Origin of the sequence: uncultured Agrobacterium sp. (assembly GCF_913777885.1) — a bacterium.
Taxonomy (GTDB): domain Bacteria; phylum Pseudomonadota; class Alphaproteobacteria; order Rhizobiales; family Rhizobiaceae; genus Agrobacterium.
The window spans coordinates 1-18,868 of sequence record NZ_CAJYTV010000001.1; the positions used below are offsets into that span (position 1 = coordinate 1).

The following is an 18,868-nucleotide window of genomic DNA, read 5'->3' on the forward strand; positions in this document are numbered from 1 at the left end:
GCGTGGGGATGAGGCGATCAGCCTCAACTTGTCTCCCATTCACCGTCGCACACGCAGATCAACAAACAGCATCATCCTAAAACAGAAAAACCCGCCGAAAAATCGACGGGTTTGTCAGCGGTCTGAGCCGGAGCACTCGCTCCGGCTTTTTCGTGCGACCAGCTCAGCCAGTCTGCTCAATGTCAAGAATGTTCAGGCGCTTTATGGCGCCTGGGTCGATGGATTTTTATCGACGCCTTCGGTCGGTGGCGTTGCGCCGGATGGCGGGTTGTTATCGAAACTCTGTCCGCCCTGCGCACCGGGGTTGAGCGTCTGACTGGATGTGGCGGGACCTGGTGGCGGCGGCGTTTCCGTCGTCGCAGGGGCGGTACTCTCACCCCATATTTCTGCGACCAGCCAAACGGCGAGTGCCAGAAACAGGCTGATGACGAGAATGGCCAGGACTGGCTTACCCTTGAAGCCCTGACGGGTTTCTCGCGGCGTGAATGTCTTCTTCTCCACGTTCGGTTGCTGCATATCTCTCCTCCTCGGATCAGAGCCCGGATGGGGCCTACTGGGGAGTAAAAGGGCTGCAACGGCCGATTGTTCCTTGCCCTTGCCGATATGCGGAAGAAGGCTCTCTATCTATTTCTGACGCAGTCGGCGCGCACGGCAGTTTTCAAAGGCCGTATCGATCATCGTTGAGGCCGCTTGAGGATCGTCGAAGACCATGTCGATCTCAACAACCTGGCTCATCCAGAGAAGCTCAGCCGCCGGCCCGGTTTTGCCCGAAAGCCGCACGGCATCCTTGGCTGTCGTCAGCGGCATGAGATCCTGTTTCTTCGCTTCTTCCATCAGATCGGCTAGTTCATCGTCGCTGAACTGATGATGATCGGGAAACGATCGTCGAAGGACGATTTCCGCATTGAGAGCTTCGGCCGTGCGGTAAAACTTGGTGGGATCGGCAATACCGGCAAAGGCCAGAACACGTTTTCCGGCAATGCCTGGCAGGGGGCGCGGCTGCGTGTAGGACACAAAGACGGGCTTTGCCGCACGGGCTGCGGTACGAATGATCGCATCTGCCTCCTGCCCGTCCCCCACTTTCAGGAGAGCCGACGCCTGCCGGATCTGTTCGCCCAGCGGCGCACGCACCGGGCCACTCGGCACGAGATGTCCGTTCCCTATCCCGCGCCGCGTATCGATAACGAGGAGGGCGTAATCCAATGTCAGCCGGGCGCTCTGAAAACCGTCATCCATCACGATCAGATCGACACCCTCTCTGACCAGCCGCTCTGCACCCTCGATGCGTCTGCGTGAAATGACCGTCGTTGCTTCGCGTGCCAGTAGAAGCGGCTCGTCGCCGACAGCAGCGGAGCGATGGTGATCCGGATCGACCAGCGTCGTCACGTCAAGCGTGCCGCCATAGCCGCGGCTGAGGAAGCCGGGCTTCAAACCCCTGTCGAGTGCCGCGCGGGCAATAGCGATTGCCGTGGGTGTCTTTCCTGCCCCGCCGACGGTGAAATTGCCAATGCAGATCACTGGAACGGGAACCGAGGCGCGCCTGGCCGTTTTCATCCGTCGACCCGCCACACGGCCGTAGAGATATGAAAAGGGACTTAGTGCCCATGCTTCCCAGCCAGCTTTTCTCCACCAGAAAGGCGGCGCTTCAGACACCATTGGCGTATCAACTCCATGGGCACATTTATGGTAGCAAGAGCTACAACATGTCGCGCAAAAGTGTCCAGCGTTTTGCGACGATAAGGTGCGCTACACATCAAGGGGAAAGATCGCCAGACGCCTATAAATCCCAGAAAAGAAACGACATTGCAAAGCCTGTCCGAAATCAGACAGAGGCGCGTTCCGGCAGCAATGCCTCTATTCCGGTAATATCGTCGAAGCAGTAATCGCAATCGGCGGACAGGCTTTCGCGCGAGCCAGTGCCCGTTAGCACACCGACACGCAAGCCTGCACCGGCATTGCGAGCCATATGCAGATCGTGATTGTTATCGCCGACCATTGCGACGCGCTCTGGCGTCAGGCCGATCGCCTCGCAGAAGCCGAGGACCATGCCTGGCTGCGGCTTGACGCCGTGACCACTGTCATAGCCTGCGACGAAATCGAGATGGACATCGAAGCCGAAACGTTTGGCCGTCTCGCGAATGGAGGCTTCGTTATCGCTCGAAGCAACGCCAAGCTTATAGCCCCTGTCCTTAAGTCGCGCGAAGAAGGACTTGAGATCTGTGACGGCCACAGACTGGCTTGCTGCCGCAGTGAAAAGGCGATCGAGGCGTTCGGTCAAAGGCTTTAGATCACAAGGCGACCCCGCAGCAATCAATCCTGCGGCAATTTGTGCCGTATTGCCAGCCGCGAGCAGGCTGTCGGGCTTAACATGTCCTGTGACGGGGTCCATGCCGCATGCGAGCAGAAGCCGATCGGCAAGCTCCCCATCGCCCTTGGCTGCAATGGATGCGAGTTCACGATTAACTGGCCCCCAACTGGCGTCGTAACCGATCAGCGTACCGTCCTTATCGAAAAGGACTGCGGCGATGGCGGCAGTGGATTTCTGTGAAACCTGTTCGGCCAACTTTCAACCCACCGCGCTGCGTGGCTGAAGTTTCGCCGATACCGTCAGCGGGTTGATATAGGGCTCAAGCGCCTTGAGCGTCAGCGACAAGGCGCCGCGCAGATCCTGGATGACCTTTCCACCAGCATCGATCATCTTGTAGCGCTCATTGTCGTTGGCAAGCAGATAATGGACGGCCTTCGCCAGCATCTCGACATCGCGAATGATACGGCCACCGCCGGAGCGCAGAAGCTTCTGATACGCCTCGCGGAAATTCTGCACGTGCGCGCCCGAAAGAACCGCGCATCCAAGCATGGCCGGCTCCAGAGGGTTCTGCCCGCCTTCAGCCGTGAGCGATCTTCCAACAAAGGCAAGCTCCGTCAGCCGCAGATAAAGCCCCATCTCGCCAATGCTGTCGCCGAGAAAAATGTCCGTGTCGGGACCGATCACATCGTTGCGGCTTCTGCGCGCGACGTTAAGGTTCATACTCTTCAGCATAGCTTCGACCTCATCGCCACGTTCAGGATGACGTGGAACGATAATGGTCAACTGGCCATTGCGGGATTTGATCGCCGCATGGACGGTGGCGGCTGCCTTTTCCTCACCATCGAAGGTGGAAATCGCTGCCCATGTCTTCCGGTTGCCGATCTGTCGGCGATAAATGTCCAAGACCGCCTGATCACAGGGCGGTGGATCGGTGTCACCCTTGAGATTGCCAGACGTTACGACAGGCCAGGAGCCGAGGTCGCGAAACCGTTCAGCGTCCAGATCCGACTGGACGACCACCAGAGCGAGCTTGCTGAAAAGAGCTTCGGCGAAGTCGGAATGGCTCCGCCATCTGTCGAAGGAGCGGTCAGAAATACGGGCATTCACGCGGATTTGCGGAATATGCCGACGCTCCAGTTCCATCATCGTGACCGGCCATATTTCCGATTCAGCGGTGATGGCCGCATCCGGCGCCCAGTAATTGAGGAAACGGTTGATGCAGATCTTGATATCGAGCGGCACATATTGATGGATCACATCGTCGCCGAGGCGGGTGCGGCTGATATCGGCCGACGTTACGGTGCCGGTGGTGAGAAGCACGTGAATGTCGCGCTTGCGGATTTCGCGAATGAGCGGAACCAGAGCCAGCGTTTCGCCGACACTTGCGGCATGGAACCAGACGAGCGGACCGCGCGGGCGATCTGCACTCGAATAGCCAAAACGTTCAAGCCGACGCTGTTTATCTTCTTTGCCCTTGGCCGCCCGGTAAGACAGGTAGGGCCGAGCGAATGGATAAGCCGCCATGCCCGCTATTCTATAACCCGAGAGGGCAAAACGTGCGATCCGGCTGTTCATACGATGCTGCCCTCGATCACTTTCCGCAATGCTTTTTCCCCGTTCTCATGCCCGGCTACTTCTGACGAAAATGCGTCTTTTTTGTTGTGATCAGGCGTCGGCACAAACAATATAGCTCACCGCCAGATATTGTGCGTCTCTCCCATGGAGACGCACTACCCGTATACATGACGAACTATAGTAGTAAAAAAACGGCTGAAAAGACGTTATTTGTTCTCAGGGTCGAGAAGACGGTGCATATGCACTATAAAATAGCGCATATGGGCGTTGTCTACCGTCTGTTGCGCCTTGGATTTCCAGGCGCTGAGCGCGGTCGCGTAGTCTGGAAAGATGCCTACGATGTCAAGTGCGTTCAGATCGCGAAACTGCACGTCCTGAAGATTGTCGAGTTCGCCGCCAAATACGAGGTGAAGGAGCTGTTTCTTGTTATCCGCTTGCGTCATGTCCTGTCGTCTCTTCTTTCTTCTTAAAGGCGTTCAACGAAGTTTCCATCTGCTGGATTTCGCCGCAAAAATCAACCTCTCCTCGATCTCCCAAGCTGCATGAGCAAGGTTGGCAACACGTGGTTGGCAGCCGCGCAAAGAGCGCCTTGCTTGACGCGTGCGCGGTTATAAATCAACGGCTTGCCGTCCATATCGACGAGTTGTCCTCCAGCCTGCTGCAAAATCAAATCGGCTGCGGCAAGATCCCAGTCATGCGAATTCGGCAATACAAGCGTGCCATCGATCCGCCCGTCCGACACCATCGCCAGTCGGTAAGCCAGTGAAGGAACATGCGGAATGCGCCGAACAGACGGTCTGAAGTCTGCCGGCAGACGTCCGATTACATCCTCGGGAGCGGCGAGCTGAATTGGGCCTTCCCGGTTGCCGGCAATCTGCAAGACGGCGCCGTTTTTAGTGGCCTGCGCATCCTGAACAGCAGTGAACTCCTCCGCCAGAGCAGGCGCCACCAAGGCCGCAACGACCGGTCGGCCCTTGTGGACAACAGCAACGCTGACGCACCAGGTATCCTTGCCCCCAATAAAAGCTCTCGTTCCGTCGATCGGATCAACGATGAAGAGCGTCTCATGCGAAAGACGTTTTTCGTTATCGGTGGTCTCTTCGGAGAGCCAGCCATAATCCGGCCGGGCAGAACGCAAAAGACCTTCGAGAATTTCATTGGCGGCATAATCGGCGGCACTGACCGGCGAATGTCCGCCGTCTTTCCACCAGACCTGCGGGTCTTTGCGAAAATACTGGAGTGCCGCCTGTCCCGCCTCGCGGGAAGCCCTCAATACAAGGTCAAGGTCAGCCTGCCACTCATATCCCAAAACATTCGGTGTCATATCATCGTTCTGCGCGTATCGCACATGTTCAATCATGCTCTCACATGCGCATGACGGTTGCTGGAAAGCAACCGCACATCAGCATGTCAGCGTCCCGCAATCGTCATGCCTTCGATGGCAAGCGTGGGTGCTGCAACACCATATTTCCGGTCGACGTCATTTGCGGGCGTGACACGCATGAACATGTCTTTGAGGTTCGACGCAATCGTCACCTCTGAGACCGCGAAGGAGGTTTCGCCGTTCTCGATCCAGAAACCGCTCGCGCCACAGCTATATTCCCCAGTGATCATGTTGGCGCCGTGGCCAATCAACTCCGTGACGTAGAAGCCCGTGCCGACCTGGCGGATCAGATCTTCCGGCGAGATATCGCCCGGCTCCAAGGCAAGGTTGGTGGATGCGGGCGAGACGGATGTCCCACCGCGCACGCCGCGACCATTGGTCTCGAGGCCGATTTCACGCGCCGTTGAGGTCGAGAGGAACCAGTGGCTCAAGACACCGTCCTCGATCATCACCAGCTTTTCACCACGCACGCCCTCCCCATCGAACGGACGCGAGGATGGACCACGCACGATCTGCGGATCGTCGGTGATGGAGAGACCCTTCTTCAGGACCTGCTGACCCATCTTGTCACGCAGGAAGCTGGTCTTGCGCGCCACCGAAGCGCCGTTGATAGCGCCTGCAATGGAGCCGACAAAGCCGCGCGCGATACGGGGATCGAAAACAACGGTGATATTGCTGCCGGTATCGATCTGCCTTGGGTTGACGCGCCGAACCGCCCGCTCGCCCGCACGGCGACCAATCTCTTCCGGTGCGTCTAGATCAGCGAAATAGAGGCGGCTGTCGTAGTCATAGTCGCGCTCCATCTTCGTGCCTTCGCCAGCAATGACACTTACGGAACGGCCGAAACGGCTTCCCATATAGCTGCCAGCAAAGCCGTGGGAAGTCACAAGCACGAGCCCGCCCATGCCGCTGGATGCTCCAGCGCCAGAGGAGTTCGACACGCCCTTTACCGCAAGTGCTGCCTCTTCCGCAGCCAGCGCCGCATCCCGAAGCTGATCTGTGGAGACCTCCGTCGGATCGAAAAGCTGCAGGTCATCGTAAGACGTCGCAAGACGCTCCTTCTCGGCAAGGCAGGCAAAAGGATCTTCGGGCGAAACTTTAGCCATGGCAACGGCGCGCTCGGCAAGTGTCTTCAGGTCGAAGCCTGGGTTGGCCGACACGCTCGCAACCCGCTTGCCGACGAAGACACGCAACGAGAAATCGTCGCTCTCCGACGATTCGGTGCTTTCAACCTTCCCAAGCCTGACGCCGACCGACTGCGAGCGGGAGCGGACGATCACCGCATCGGCCTCATCGGCACCGGCACGCTTGGCGAGAGCGACGAGTTCGCTTGCACGGTCGAGAAGCTTGGACGAATCGATTTCTGAGGACATGAGGCGGGCCTTTCGTTGACCTTCATTTATGGCCGCGCTTTTGCCGCATCAAGGTCAAAGCGCCATTTCACCTGCATTTGAGCAGAAGCGCTTAAATATCGAGGCCACGCCCGCGATGAAACAGCTCGATTTGCATGTCGATCTGCCGCTTTAGATCATCCTTGATGACATCAGATTCGGCCAGCACCTCATGGGCTTTGAGGAAATCCAATACGCGGAAGCGGTTGACTGGCGGGCGCAGAAAAATATGCGGGGGGCGCATTCGCAGCTTCAGACCGATGGCTGACTGCATCATTAACTGGCTCGCCCCGAATAGGCTCTCTATGCGGCTCGGCATGGTGGTGCCATCACCTTCCGGCCCACCCACGACATCGACTGCGATGACGATATCGGCTTCATCGAGGAGATGCTCGTACGGAACAGGATTGAAAATGCCACCATCGATCATGATGCGATCATTCATGCGGATCGGCATAAAGAGCGCAGGAATGGCGGCGGATGCAGCAAGCGCCTGGCGCAGATCGCCCTCCTGGCAGATGACTTCCATCTGGGCGTAGTAGTCGGTCGCGATCACCTTGAGCGGGACACCGAGTTCGGCGAAATCGCGCGGCAGCGCGGAAGGCAAAAGCGCATCAAGAATAAGTTCGAGATTAAACTGACCAAAGCGAAAACCGAAGGCGGCGTGGCGCATAGAGGCTGGACCAAGGCTCCAGAGCTTGTTGGCAACGCTGCCCTTCTTGCCCATGAGCGCCAGCGTGTAATCGCGGATTTCCTTGCCGCTCATACCCGCGGCCATGCCAGCCCCCATGATGCCGCCGATCGAGGCGCCAGCAATCGCGCTTGGACGAATACCAAGTTCGTCCATCGCTTCTATAACGTTGATATGGCAGATGCCGCGCGCTCCGCCACCGCCGAATGCGACGGCAAAGGTGGGATCGCTTCTTTCCGGTGGCAACTCTTTGCGCTTACGCTTTTTTTCGGAGAGTTTCTTTTTCTTCGCAGCCACGAGAACAGCCTCATTTCCTGTCATGCGGTCGCCTGGCCAAAGCGTGGCGACGGTCACCGTGGCACTGGCTCTATGACATAAAGACGACAGGACAGTGACGCGGGAGGTCTCCTCTCGCGTCAACCGAGGGGCTTCAAGGCTCGTAACGGTAGAAATGCATTCTGGTGTCGCCGAAGGTGCGGCTTTCCAAAGGCTTGAATGCCGGATCGACCATCACGGCCACATCGCCTTGCTCTTCCAGAATTGCCAGGGCGCCAGGCACGAGCCAACCGCCGAGATGGGCGGCCTGAAAGGCTTTTTCTCCGAGAGCCTGCCCATAGGGCGGGTCAGCAAATAGAAGATCGAAGGGTTCGATATTGTTGACCCCGCCAAGCTTGGTCGCATCGCGGCGCAGGATGCGGGCTCGGCCATGCAGACCAAGCGCATCGATATTCTCCCACAACAGCCCCCTGCCCTCGACGCCGTTTTCGACGAACAGGGCGACCCGACAGCCGCGCGACAGCGCTTCCAGACCAACTGCACCTGTGCCCGCGAAGACATCGAGAATACGGGTGCCGTCCAGGCTTTCCGGATAAGCATGGCTCAGAATATTGAACAGGCTTTCCCGCGTCCGGTCGATCGTGGGTCTGATGGCATTGGACTTGGGCGCAGCCAGGCTGCGACCGCGAAACTCACCGCCGACGATCCGCATCAGCCGCCGTTCCCTCGCGAGCCGCCTCTCGGACCGGACGGCCTACCGCCGGATGGTTTACCACCGGGGCCGCGACCACCGCCGCCCGATGGCTTACCACCGGAACCTCTATTGCCGCCCTTGCCGCCGAAGCCCTTTGGGCCGTTGCCGCCTTCGGAGCGTTCACCTCGGGATTTGCCGAAGCCAGGCTTGCCGCCAGATGGTCTTCCACCAGAGGGCTTGCCACCAAAAGGCTTTGCACCAAAAGGTTTTGCACCAGCGGGCTTGTCGCCAAAGGGACGTTCGCTACGCGCCGGGCGATCGCCGTCATCGCGTGGCTTGCGATCACCGAATGAGCGCTCACTGCGGGCAGGACGATCATCGAACGAACGGGCCGGACGATCCGAACGGGCCGATCTATCGCCAAAGGACTTTTCGCCGAAGGATCGTTCGCCACGGGGGCGGTCGTTGCGAGGCCGTTCGCTGCGCTCGCCATCTTCGCGCGGCTTGCGATCGCCGAAGGGGCGATCACCGAACTTGCGGTCACCACGAGGCTTGTCCGCAAACGAACCGCGTGCAGGACGATCGCCAGCTTCACGGGGCTTTCGGTCGCCGAAAGAGCGCTCGCCACGGCCTCGGCCGCGACCTTCATCGCGTCCGGCCTCATTGCTCGAATCCGAGCGGATCCATTCGCCCTCATCATCGGCATGGCGCACGACAGCGCGGCGGGCCTCAGCCTGTGCCGATGGCTGCTTAAAGACGCTCTCGGCTTCAGCGCGCGCAGAGAGCTTACGCGCCTTACCGTCGCGTGTCGGCTTGGCGCCAGGCGCCATCCAGACATTGGCTGTACGGTTGCTGCCAAGAGGCGGACGCTTCGGCCCGCGATCATCGGCTTCGGTTTCGTCCCTGCCCTTACCGGCGAACTTGCCGGCTGGCTTCGCTCCGAACTTGCCGGCAGGCTTGTCGGAGCGCTTGCCTTCAAAGCGGCCAGTGGAACGCTCGTCACCATCGCGCGACCGGCGCTCGGCCTGGTCCTGCTTGCCCCACTCGGCCTTGGCCGGCTTGGCAGGTGCTTCGTCCTCATCTTCTTCGGACTTGTGGTCATAGATCGGCGCATCGAAATTGGCGCCTGCGGCCTCGATCAGGCGCGGTCCAAGCTGGTCGCGCAGCATACGACCGCGGACCTCGATGACCTGGCCTTCCGGCAGATCGCCCAGCTGGAACGGGCCATAGGAAACGCGGATCAGGCGGTTGACCTCAAGACCAAGCGCGCCAAGCACGTTCTTGATTTCGCGGTTCTTGCCTTCGCGAAGGCCCATGCTGATCCACACATTGTGGCCCTGCGTACGGTCTAGCGTCGCGTCGATCGCGCCATAGAGCACGCCGTCCACGGCAATGCCGTCCTTCAGCTTGTCGAGCGCTGCCTGATCAACCTCGCCATGGGCGCGCACACGGTAGCGGCGCAGCCAGCCGGTGGTCGGCAGTTCAAGCACGCGCGACAGGCCGCCATCATTGGTCAGCAGCAGCAGGCCTTCGGTATTGATATCAAGACGACCGATCGAAAGAACGCGCGGCAGTTCTTTAGGCAGGTTGTCGAAAACCGTCGGACGGCCTTCCGGATCGGAATTGGTGGTCACGAGGCCCGCAGGCTTGTGATAGAGCCATAGACGCGTGCGCTCCGCGCCACGGATCGGCACGCCGTCGACTTCGATCTTGTCGTCGAGCGTCGCGTTGACGACTGGCGTATCCAGCTTCACGCCATTCAAGGACACGCGTCCTTCCATGATCATGCGCTCGACATCGCGGCGCGAGGCCACGCCTGCGCGCGCCATGATCTTGGAGATGCGCTCCGGCTTTCCGGCCGTCGTTTCGACGGCTGCGACTTCCGGCTTTTCCTTGAAAGGCTTTTTCTCACGCGCTTCTGACGGCTTAGCCGATGATTTCGGCTTCCTGTCGCGGTCGAATGTCTTGCCACCAGCGCGCTTCGGCTTGTCTTTGAATGTCATTTGTTGTTTGCCTGTTGTTTGCCGTGTCCTATCAGGTCACGCGGCGGCGGTTAAGAGGAAATTGCACCAAGCATGGCGGAAACGACGCATTTCATGGACATGGCGCTCGAAGAAGCGCAGGCAGCGGGTGCGCGTGGCGAAGTGCCGATCGGCGCCGTGCTCGTTTATGAAGGCCGCGTCCTTGCCCGTTCCGGCAATCGCACACGTGAATTGAACGACGTTACCGCCCATGCCGAAATTGCCGTAATGCGCATGGCCTGCGAAGAACTTGGCCAGGAGAGGCTTCCAGGCGCCGATCTTTACGTCACGCTCGAGCCCTGCACCATGTGCGCGGCGGCTATTTCTTTTGCCCGTATCCGTAGGCTCTATTACGGCGCGAACGATCCGAAGGGCGGCGGCGTAGAGAGTGGCGTTCGCTTCTACAGCCAGCCGACATGCCATCATGCACCCGATGTCTATTCCGGCTTCGCAGAAGTGGAGAGCGCCGAAATCCTGCGAGCGTTCTTCCAGACCAAGCGAGACTGAAGGCGCCCCAAAAAAAATCAGTCGGCTGAAGCAAAAGCCGTGAGGGCTGCGCCTGAAAGACGGTATCGCACCCATTCGTCCTGCGCCTCGGCACCGATGGATCGATAGACGCGGATGGCCGGTTCATTCCAGTCCAGAACGCTCCACTCGAAGCGCCCACAGCCTTTCTCCACTGCAATTGCTGCCAGACGCTTCAACAGTGCTTTTCCTGCTCCAGAGCCGCGTGCATCCGGCGTCACATAGAGATCTTCCAAGTAGAGACCATTTCTGGAAAGCCACGTGGAATAGGTGAGGAACCATACGGCAAAGCCGATCGGCTGACCGTCACGCTCGCAGATCAGCGCGGAAGTCACGGATCCCTCTCCGAAAATGGAGGCCGTAATGCTTTCGACAGTGGCCTTCACCTCGTGCTCGGCGTTTTCGTAGATGGCCAATTCACGAATGAAGCGCAAGATGGTGGGCGCATCGGCGGCAACCGCGTCCCGGATCAGCAACGTCATGACAAATTCCTTTCACAGAGATGCTGAAACAGAAAACGCGACGCTATTGCGCCGCGTTCGGAAGGAAGGCCATGGAAGCCCTTACTGGAAGGGGTTCCACCAGCTTTTGCCGGTTCCGGCCAGAGCGGCGTTCTTTTTGCGCTCCTTTTCCTTCTTCAATTCCGGCTCCCCAAGATCGGTCAACTGGTCCTGAGACACGTTGCGATATTCTACCGGAGGATCGGTCAGATATTTGCGCGTATTGGTGTTGACGACCGTGCCGCCTTGCGCATCGGCCTTGGCCTTGCGGAACGCTTCCCACTTCTGGCTTTCGGTCATCTGGCCGTTCGTGCCGTTACCGGCCAGGAGCGGCGAACGATAATTGGGATTATCCTTGTTCGCCTCGGCTTCCTGGCGAAGGCGCTCGCGAGCTTCCTCCGGTGTTTCCGGCCACTGCGGGTTGTTTTCGCGATTGGCGAGGCTTTGCTGCGGCTGTGCCAGTTGATCGGCGCGAGCCTTTGCTGGAACAACCAGACCGGGGCGCGGACTGTACTTTACGTTGCGCTTGCTTTGGTCGCCAGTCAAAGAGGTGGCATTGCCAAGGTCGTCAAGGAGTTGTTCGCTTGCAGACTTACCCGTGCCGTAAGTCGGGCTGGTGCATGCGCTCAGCGCCAAGCAAGCGAAAGAGATGCCTGCCAAGGTGCGATACATGCGAAAACTCTGCGTCATGCTCATGAAACCCTTCCGCCCAGAACGCCGCGCGGCACGAATGACGCAAAACAGACGTTCTCCATATTAAAACTACGCGATACGCTTCCAGAAAATCACCCTGATCTTCCTATGTACGCGCAGATGTCCCGACGACCGGATGCACCCCTTGATGCGTAATTCCGACCATTTTCAGGCAGGTTTACCGGATGAACGGCGAAAGCGCAATTCATCCGGCCATTTTCTTGAGCGGAGGAGGTGTCAGACGCCGATACCGAGCTCACGCAGCGCCGCGGCATCGCGGGCCGAAACCTCCGGATATTGCGGATCGGAGCCGACATCAGTGGTGATCCGCCAGGAGCGGGCACATTTCAGCCCTTCCGCCAGCTTTTGCTCGACCGCCACCTTCTGCACCTCGCCAAGGCGGAATGCATCGGCCGGGCCTTCGCCAGCGACAACGGAGATTGCCGAGGTGATGCAGATTTCGGCAAAATCCTGGCCTTCAAGTGCCGCCATCAGATCCGGATCGGCAACGTGAACCACGGGCGCCGCTTCCAGCGAGGAGCCGATGCGCTTTTCACGACGCTCCACTTCCAGCGCGCCTGTCACGACCGTGCGGACCTTGCGGATCTTCTCCCACTTGGCATCGACCGCAGGGCTATTCCATTCCGCCGGTATCGTCGGGAACTGTTCCAGATGAACGGATTGCGCATCCGAGTATCGCGACAGCCATGCTTCCTCCGTGGTGAAAGGCAGCATCGGTGCCAGCCACGTTACGAGGCAATCGAAGAGCTTGGCGATTACGTAAAGAGCCGAGCGACGCTTCAATGACGACGGCGCATCGCAGTAGAGCGCATCCTTGCGGATATCGAAGTAGAAGGCCGAGAGCTCGACGTTGGAGAAATCCACCAGCGCGCGGGCGATCTTCTTGAACTCGAAGCTGTCATAGCCCTCACGCACGACCTTATCGAGTTCGCTCAAGCGATGCAGGACGAGCTTTTCCAGCTCCGGCAGATCGGCGTAGGCGATCTCCTCGCCCTTGTCGTGAGCAAGCGTGCCGAGCATCCAGCGGATGGTGTTGCGCAGTTTGCGATAGGCATCGACATTGGTCTGGATGATGGCCTTGCCGAGACGCTGATCGTCCCAGTAATCGGTGGTCATGACCCACAGGCGCAAGATATCGGCGCCCGCATCCTTCATCACATCCTGTGGCGCAACGACGTTGCCCTTGGACTTCGACATCTTCTCGCCCTTCTCATCCATGGTGAAGCCATGGGTGACGACGGCGTTGTAAGGCGCGCGGCCGCGCGTCGCGCAGCTTTCCAGGAGCGACGAGTGGAACCAGCCACGATGCTGGTCCGAGCCTTCGAGATAGACGTCAGCCGGCCACTTGAGGTCCGGGCGGTCTTCCAGCGTGAAGGTGTGGGTGGAGCCAGAATCGAACCAGACATCGAGAATGTCCCTGACCTGATGCCACTTGGCGTGGTCGTGGTCGTTGCCCAGGAACCGCTCCTTTGCACCTTCAGCGAACCACGCATCCGCACCTTCGGCTTCGAACGCTTCGAGGATACGGGCGTTGACCGCTTCGTCCACCAGAACCTCGCCCTTGTCGTCGGCGAAGACGGCGATCGGAACGCCCCAGGCACGCTGGCGCGACAGGACCCAATCCGGGCGGTTTTCGATCATGGCGCGCAGGCGGTTCTGGCCGCCGGCAGGAACGAAGCGGGTGTCGTCGATGGCAGACAGGGCTCGCGAGCGCAGCGTGGTGCCGTCGCTGAGTTCCTTGTCCATATAGACGAACCATTGCGGCGTGTTGCGGAAGATCACAGGCTTCTTCGAGCGCCAGCTATGCGGATAGCTGTGCTTGAGGCGGCCACGGGCAAACAGGTTGTTTGCACCAATCAGCGCCTTGATGACGCGCTCATTGGCATCACCCTTCTTGCCGTTATCGTCCATCACGCGGGCAGCGCCGCCCTCTGCCGAGGGGCCGAAGCCGGGAGCATCTTCCGTGTAGAAGCCATCATCACCGACAGTGAAGGGGATTTTTGCCGAGATACCACGCGCTTCCAGCTCGCGTGCCTGCGCCATCCAGGCGTCGAAGTCTTCGCGACCGTGACCGGGAGCGGTATGCACGAAGCCTGTACCGGCATCGTCGGTGACGTGATCGCCATCGAGCAGCGGCACTTTGAAATCGTAACCGAGAGCGACAAGCGGATGGGCCGTGACAAGCTTTCCAAGCTCATCGGCCTTCACATCACGCAGGCGAGCAAACTCGAGCTTTGCCTTGGCAAAGCATTCGGCTGCGAGCTTATCGGCAAAGACGAGCTTTTCGCCCGGCTGCGGACCGAAATCATTGGCAGCAGCGGTGACTTCATAGAGGCCATATTGGATGCGTGACGAGAAGGAGATCGCGCGGTTGCCCGGGATCGTCCATGGCGTCGTGGTCCAGATGACGACGGACGCGCCTGCCAGTTCGTCCGAGCCTTCGACGACCGGGAATTTCACCCAGATCGTGTCGCTTTCGACATCGTGATACTCGACTTCGGCTTCCGCCAGTGCGGTGCGCTCGACAACCGACCACATGACCGGCTTGGAGCCACGATAGAGCTGGCCGCTCTTGGCGATCTTCAAGAGTTCGCCAGCGATGCGCGCTTCGGCGTGAAAGTTCATCGTGGTGTAGGGGTTGTCGAAATCGCCCTCGATGCCGAGGCGCTTGAACTCTTCCGACTGAACCTTGATCCAGCCCGCGGCAAAGTCACGGCATTCCTTGCGGAATTCGTTGATCGGAACCTCGTCCTTGTTCTTGCCCTTGGCGCGATAGGCTTCCTCGATCTTCCATTCGATCGGCAGGCCGTGGCAATCCCAACCTGGAACATAGTTGGAGTCGTAACCGCGCATCTGGAAGGAACGGGTGATGACGTCCTTCAGGATCTTGTTGAGCGCATGGCCGATGTGGATGTTGCCGTTCGCATAGGGAGGGCCATCATGCAGCACGAATTTTTCGCGGCCGGCGGCAGACGCACGCAGCTTCTTGTAGAGGTCCATTTGCTGCCAGCGCTTGACCAGCTCCGGCTCTTTCTGCGGCAGGCCGGCGCGCATCGGGAAATCCGTCTGCGGCAAGTAAAGCGTTGCGGAGTAATCGATTTTTTCTGCGGTGTCGTTCATGATCGTACCATTATCGCGGCGCCGAATAAGGCTCGCGCCGTCTCAACAAAAAAGAGGGCTTAGCGAAGGCACTTGGGAACAAGCGCCAAAATCCCGGACCTTCCGGCTCTCAGAGCGGGCGGAAGGCCGGGCCAATAATTCGGGATATGAACGTCGACCGAAATTGGTTCATGGCCGGTTGTTTAAGCCGTTTCAGTCTGTTTGAAAAGGGAATTGATCGCAGGCAGCGGCTCGCTTTGTCAAAAAGCGATCTTGGCATCGACGTCGCTGAGCGGCGTGACGCCTGAAAGAAGCGCTCTAGCCTCCTCCTCGTCCTTCTTCATCTGAACGACAAGTGGCTCCAGCCCATCAAATTTCAGCTCATCGCGCAGGTGGCCGAAGAAGGAAACCGAACACATCTGGCCGTAAAGATCACCGCTGAAATCGAAGATAAAGGTTTCAAGAAGGGCTGCGCCATTCTCCGTTACCGTCGGGCGATAGCCGAAGCTTGCCACACCGTCATGCAGCGTTCCGTCAACCTGTCTGAAGCGCACGGCATAGATTCCAGGCTTCAACTCCGTTTCGGGTGGCAGCGCCATGTTGGCTGTCGGGTAACCGAGTGTGCGGCCAAGCTGCTGTCCGCGAATAACCTCTGCTTCCACCGTGAAGCGATAGCCAAGCAAACCTGCGGCACCGACCACATCGCCCTTCGCCAGACAGTCCCGAATACGGCTTGATGAAATCACGTCCGAACCCTCATCACGAAACGAATCTACCAGCGTCACATCAAAGCCATGGCGCTTACCTGCCTGCATCAGAAAGGCCGGACCGCCCTCGCGACCCTTACCGAAATGGAAATCGACACCGGTGACGACGCCACCAGCACCCAGCCAGTCGACCAGAATGGATTTGACGAAATCTTCTGCCGAACGCTGCGAGAATGTCTTGTCGAACGGATATTCGATGACGGATTGAAAGCCCTCAGCCTCCAAAAGGCGGGCTTTCAGCGGCGCCGGCGTTAGGCGAAAGACCGGCGTTTCCGGCCGGAAAACCGTGCGCGGATGTGGCTCGAATGTCAGGACAAGGGCTGCAACGCCGCGCGATCTTGCAAGCTCTAGTGCCTGATCCAGAACGGCGCGATGGCCGCGATGGACACCATCGAAATTACCGATCGCGACAACGCCACCCTTCAATGCGTCCGGAAGCGGTTCTTTCTTCTCATTGCGATGGAACACGGTCATCGGAAACTTTCTAAAGCGTGTCGCGCAAAAGTGGCCACCGGTTTTGCGATAACGACATGCGACAAACAAGGACCTAAAGCGAAAGAAGCGGATCTGAAAGATCGCATTTCGCTTTAGGCCAGGCGCGGCATCCACCAGCCGGGGGCTGCATTCTGGCTTTTCAAATAGCTGTTGAGAAGCGCCTCGTCGATCTCCCCATTCAACGTGTACTCAGCCGCGTGAATACCGCCGCTGATATAGAGGAGATCGAGACCCGCGGAGATGGCACCCTTCACATCGGTCGGCATGCCATCGCCGATTGCAAGAACACGATCCTTGCTGAACTCGCCGCGCACTTCTTTTGCCGCGGCAAAGCACGCCTCGTAGATCGGCGCATGTGGCTTGCCGGCGATACGCACCTCGCCGCCCAATTGCTCGAAATAGACAGCCATAGCGCCAGCGCAAGGGATGATACGCTCGCCGCGCTCCACCACCAGGTCCGGATTGGCGCAGATCATCGGCGCAGAGCGGGCCACGAAGGCCTTCAACATATCGGTATAGTCTTCCGGCGTTTCCGTCTCATCGTCAAAGAAGCCGGTGCAGACGACAGCTTCCGCCTCATCCTCTCCGACCACAGTCACATCAAGACCGTCAAACAACGGCAGATCGCGCTCCGGACCAAGCAGAAAAACCTTCTTCGGACCTTCAGCAATCAACTCTCGCGTAACATCGCCCGAGGTGACGATGCGATCATAGGCTTCGTCCGGAACGCCGAGTGCGCGCAGTTGCGGAATAACGCCGATTGCGGGGCGAGGCGAATTGGTGATCAGAACGACTGTCTTTCCGTCTGCCCGCGCATCGGCCAATGCGGCACCGGCGGCGGGAAAACACGTCACGCCGTTGTGAAGTACGCCCCAGACATCGGAGAAAATCACATCGAATTGGGAGGTAACGTCGCCAAGCGTGGCAATGCGGTGGGCCATGAAGCGTCCAACTCTTTCCATCATTTCAGGCTCGTGACATCGCAAAGGCAGATAGCAATGGCAAGAGAAAAAGACAAAAGGACCAGTCAGGGAGCTACCGAGTCAGACGAGCCAGAGCCTGATCAAGCCTGCCGCCAGGCAGACACCAAGAACCGGGACCATGCCAAGCTTTAAACGAAAGAGCATGATTGCCGAGACGATGAAAAGCGCAAGCGACGCCAGATCGAGCGAGCTCCATTCTGGTAAGGACATGCCCAAATTGATCTGCGGCAGAAGCTCAACGCGATCCACCTTGCCGAAAAGCACATGCAGGCCGAACCAGACCGAAAGGTTGAGAATGACGCCCACAACCGCGCCGGTGATGGCAGACAACGCACCTGACAGGGCTGCATTGTCTTTCAGACGCTCAACATAGGGCGCTCCGAGAAAAATGAAGATGAAGCTCGGGACGAAGGTCGCCCATGCGGCAACGCTCGCGCCCAGCACACCTGCCAGCATGGGATCCAGCATGCCCGGATGGCGGAAGGCTGCGAGAAAACCGATATAGGAGAGGACGAGAACGAGCGGTCCGGGTGTTGCCTCGGCCAACGCCAGGCCATCCAGCATCTCGCTTGCGCTCATCCAGTGATGCGTTTCCACGGCGACCTGCGCCACATAGGTAAGAACCGCATAGGCACCGCCAAAGGTAACAACTGCAAGCCGCGAAAAGAATGCCTGCAATTCTACGAGCGAGCCAGGCGCGGCCAGAAGCCAGAACAGCAGGAGTGGCATCTGCCAGATGAGGAGGCCGACCAAAACTCCACGCAGTTGCCGCAAAAGAGAGGGTGCCTTGCTTGCCGCATCACGCTTCACTGACGGCCCTCCTCTAGCTTTCAGAAAACCCGCGACACCGGCGGCCAGGATGACAAGCGGAAAAGGAACGGCGAAAAAGAAAAGCGCGATGAAGGCTGCTCCTGCGACACCAATCAGAAAGCGGCTTTTCAGGGCTCGTTTCGCCACCCTCAGCAAAGCTTCAATCACGATGGCCAACACGCCGGCCTTCAGGCCGAAGAGCAGTGCCGGAAGCCAGTGTGTATCCTGATAAAGCGCGTAAGCGGCGGCCAGTGCGACGATAACGAGAAATCCGGGCAGGATGAAGAGTGTGCCGGCGATGACGCCGCCGCGCCTGCCATGCAGCAGCCATCCGGCATAGGTCGCCAGTTGCTGCGCCTCCGGTCCGGGAAGAAGCATGCAGTAATTCAACGCGTGCAGAAACCGCTCTTCCGAAAGCCAGCGTTTCTCGTCGACCAGCACGCGGTGCATCATGCCGATCTGCCCGGCCGGTCCGCCGAAGCTTAAAAGGCCGACTCGGCCGAAAACGAAAAACAGCTCCGAAAGGGTCGGATGGACGGGAGAAGATTCAGGGCGCAAAAAATCTGTCATGCAACCGCAGTAACCATTTTACATGAAATTTTTCCGACAGGCCGTTCTTGACAGTGCCTTAGGCC

General features: G+C 58.9%; 17 protein-coding genes. 1 reads left to right on the top strand and 16 read right to left on the bottom strand.

Annotated elements, in window-relative coordinates; genetic code table 11:
• Positions 1 to 201: 201 nt before the first annotated feature.
• The 10 genes from QZ869_RS00005 to QZ869_RS00050 all read right to left on the bottom strand — a co-directional run bounded on the left by QZ869_RS00005 (position 202) and on the right by QZ869_RS00050 (position 10,322).
• Positions 202 to 516, bottom strand: coding sequence for a hypothetical protein (locus QZ869_RS00005; RefSeq protein WP_296016842.1), 315 nt, complete (start codon positions 514 to 516; stop codon positions 202 to 204).
• A 108-nt stretch (positions 517 to 624) separates the two neighbouring features.
• Positions 625 to 1,656, bottom strand: coding sequence for a tetraacyldisaccharide 4'-kinase (gene lpxK, locus QZ869_RS00010; RefSeq protein WP_296101916.1), 1,032 nt, complete (start codon positions 1,654 to 1,656; stop codon positions 625 to 627).
• 166 nt (positions 1,657 to 1,822) lie between these two features.
• Positions 1,823 to 2,563: an HAD family hydrolase gene (locus QZ869_RS00015; protein WP_296101917.1), complete on the bottom strand. Its 741-nt coding sequence runs from the start codon at positions 2,561 to 2,563 to the stop codon at positions 1,823 to 1,825.
• A gap of 3 nt (positions 2,564 to 2,566) precedes the next feature.
• Positions 2,567 to 3,883, bottom strand: a complete 1,317-nt coding sequence (waaA, locus tag QZ869_RS00020) for a lipid IV(A) 3-deoxy-D-manno-octulosonic acid transferase (protein WP_296016851.1) — start codon at positions 3,881 to 3,883, stop codon at positions 2,567 to 2,569.
• A 206-nt stretch (positions 3,884 to 4,089) separates the two neighbouring features.
• Positions 4,090 to 4,326: a DUF4170 domain-containing protein gene (locus QZ869_RS00025; protein WP_296016853.1), complete on the bottom strand. Its 237-nt coding sequence runs from the start codon at positions 4,324 to 4,326 to the stop codon at positions 4,090 to 4,092.
• Positions 4,327 to 4,397: 71 nt separating this feature from the next.
• On the bottom strand, positions 4,398 to 5,207 hold the full coding sequence (locus QZ869_RS00030) for a 3'(2'),5'-bisphosphate nucleotidase CysQ (protein WP_296101919.1): 810 nt from the start codon (positions 5,205 to 5,207) through the stop codon (positions 4,398 to 4,400).
• An 86-nt stretch (positions 5,208 to 5,293) separates the two neighbouring features.
• On the bottom strand, positions 5,294 to 6,640 hold the full coding sequence (locus tag QZ869_RS00035; RefSeq protein ID WP_296101166.1) for a TldD/PmbA family protein: 1,347 nt from the start codon (positions 6,638 to 6,640) through the stop codon (positions 5,294 to 5,296).
• Positions 6,641 to 6,731: 91 nt separating this feature from the next.
• The gene (locus QZ869_RS00040; RefSeq protein WP_296101920.1) at positions 6,732 to 7,670 is read right to left on the bottom strand and encodes a patatin-like phospholipase family protein; all 939 of its coding nucleotides are present in this window, start codon (positions 7,668 to 7,670) and stop codon (positions 6,732 to 6,734) included.
• A gap of 109 nt (positions 7,671 to 7,779) precedes the next feature.
• Positions 7,780 to 8,337 carry a 16S rRNA (guanine(966)-N(2))-methyltransferase RsmD gene (rsmD, locus tag QZ869_RS00045; protein ID WP_296041489.1) on the bottom strand — a complete coding sequence of 186 codons (558 nt, stop codon included), beginning with the start codon at positions 8,335 to 8,337 and terminating at the stop codon, positions 7,780 to 7,782.
• Positions 8,337 to 10,322 carry a pseudouridine synthase gene (locus QZ869_RS00050; protein WP_296101921.1) on the bottom strand — a complete coding sequence of 662 codons (1,986 nt, stop codon included), beginning with the start codon at positions 10,320 to 10,322 and terminating at the stop codon, positions 8,337 to 8,339. The genes rsmD and QZ869_RS00050 overlap by 1 nt, the downstream gene beginning before the upstream one ends.
• A 72-nt stretch (positions 10,323 to 10,394) precedes the next feature.
• Between QZ869_RS00050 and QZ869_RS00055 the strand changes: the two genes are divergently transcribed.
• Positions 10,395 to 10,847, top strand: coding sequence for a nucleoside deaminase (locus tag QZ869_RS00055; RefSeq protein ID WP_296016867.1), 453 nt, complete (start codon positions 10,395 to 10,397; stop codon positions 10,845 to 10,847).
• 17 nt (positions 10,848 to 10,864) lie between these two features.
• Here the strand turns inward: QZ869_RS00055 and QZ869_RS00060 are convergent, their stop codons facing one another.
• The 6 genes from QZ869_RS00060 to chrA form a co-directional block, all read right to left on the bottom strand.
• Positions 10,865 to 11,347, bottom strand: a complete 483-nt coding sequence (locus QZ869_RS00060) for a GNAT family N-acetyltransferase (RefSeq protein WP_296101923.1) — start codon at positions 11,345 to 11,347, stop codon at positions 10,865 to 10,867.
• 81 nt (positions 11,348 to 11,428) lie between these two features.
• On the bottom strand, positions 11,429 to 12,061 hold the full coding sequence (locus tag QZ869_RS00065) for a hypothetical protein (protein WP_296016870.1): 633 nt from the start codon (positions 12,059 to 12,061) through the stop codon (positions 11,429 to 11,431).
• A gap of 234 nt (positions 12,062 to 12,295) precedes the next feature.
• Positions 12,296 to 15,199 (bottom strand): isoleucine--tRNA ligase, encoded by a 2,904-nt coding sequence (gene ileS, locus QZ869_RS00070; RefSeq protein ID WP_296101925.1) that lies wholly within the window; start codon positions 15,197 to 15,199, stop codon positions 12,296 to 12,298.
• 239 nt (positions 15,200 to 15,438) lie between these two features.
• Positions 15,439 to 16,419, bottom strand: coding sequence for a bifunctional riboflavin kinase/FAD synthetase (locus tag QZ869_RS00075; protein WP_296101927.1), 981 nt, complete (start codon positions 16,417 to 16,419; stop codon positions 15,439 to 15,441).
• Between the two features lie 113 nt (positions 16,420 to 16,532).
• Entirely contained in the window at positions 16,533 to 17,381 is an 849-nt protein-coding gene (locus QZ869_RS00080) for a TIGR01459 family HAD-type hydrolase (protein WP_296102040.1), read from the bottom strand.
• 102 nt (positions 17,382 to 17,483) lie between these two features.
• Positions 17,484 to 18,803 (bottom strand): chromate efflux transporter, encoded by a 1,320-nt coding sequence (gene chrA, locus QZ869_RS00085; RefSeq protein WP_296101928.1) that lies wholly within the window; start codon positions 18,801 to 18,803, stop codon positions 17,484 to 17,486.
• Positions 18,804 to 18,868 lie beyond the last annotated feature (65 nt).

What these genes read in the sequence shown, in the direction of transcription:
- QZ869_RS00030 (WP_296101919.1), bottom strand. Translation starts at nt 5,207, where the DNA reads ATGACACCGAATGTTTTGGGATATGAGTGGCAGGCTGACCTTGACCTT.
- QZ869_RS00035 (WP_296101166.1), bottom strand. Translation starts at nt 6,640, where the DNA reads ATGTCCTCAGAAATCGATTCGTCCAAGCTTCTCGACCGTGCAAGCGAA.
- QZ869_RS00075 (WP_296101927.1), bottom strand. Translation starts at nt 16,419, where the DNA reads ATGACCGTGTTCCATCGCAATGAGAAGAAAGAACCGCTTCCGGACGCA.
- QZ869_RS00055 (WP_296016867.1), top strand. Translation starts at nt 10,395, where the DNA reads ATGGCGGAAACGACGCATTTCATGGACATGGCGCTCGAAGAAGCGCAG.
- QZ869_RS00050 (WP_296101921.1), bottom strand. Translation starts at nt 10,322, where the DNA reads ATGACATTCAAAGACAAGCCGAAGCGCGCTGGTGGCAAGACATTCGAC.
- QZ869_RS00005 (WP_296016842.1), bottom strand. Translation starts at nt 516, where the DNA reads ATGCAGCAACCGAACGTGGAGAAGAAGACATTCACGCCGCGAGAAACC.
- chrA (WP_296101928.1), bottom strand. Translation starts at nt 18,803, where the DNA reads ATGACAGATTTTTTGCGCCCTGAATCTTCTCCCGTCCATCCGACCCTT.
- QZ869_RS00040 (WP_296101920.1), bottom strand. Translation starts at nt 7,670, where the DNA reads ATGACAGGAAATGAGGCTGTTCTCGTGGCTGCGAAGAAAAAGAAACTC.
- rsmD (WP_296041489.1), bottom strand. Translation starts at nt 8,337, where the DNA reads ATGCGGATCGTCGGCGGTGAGTTTCGCGGTCGCAGCCTGGCTGCGCCC.
- QZ869_RS00080 (WP_296102040.1), bottom strand. Translation starts at nt 17,381, where the DNA reads ATGGCCCACCGCATTGCCACGCTTGGCGACGTTACCTCCCAATTCGAT.
- QZ869_RS00060 (WP_296101923.1), bottom strand. Translation starts at nt 11,347, where the DNA reads ATGACGTTGCTGATCCGGGACGCGGTTGCCGCCGATGCGCCCACCATC.
- lpxK (WP_296101916.1), bottom strand. Translation starts at nt 1,656, where the DNA reads ATGGTGTCTGAAGCGCCGCCTTTCTGGTGGAGAAAAGCTGGCTGGGAA.
- ileS (WP_296101925.1), bottom strand. Translation starts at nt 15,199, where the DNA reads ATGAACGACACCGCAGAAAAAATCGATTACTCCGCAACGCTTTACTTG.
- QZ869_RS00065 (WP_296016870.1), bottom strand. Translation starts at nt 12,061, where the DNA reads ATGAGCATGACGCAGAGTTTTCGCATGTATCGCACCTTGGCAGGCATC.
- QZ869_RS00025 (WP_296016853.1), bottom strand. Translation starts at nt 4,326, where the DNA reads ATGACGCAAGCGGATAACAAGAAACAGCTCCTTCACCTCGTATTTGGC.
- waaA (WP_296016851.1), bottom strand. Translation starts at nt 3,883, where the DNA reads ATGAACAGCCGGATCGCACGTTTTGCCCTCTCGGGTTATAGAATAGCG.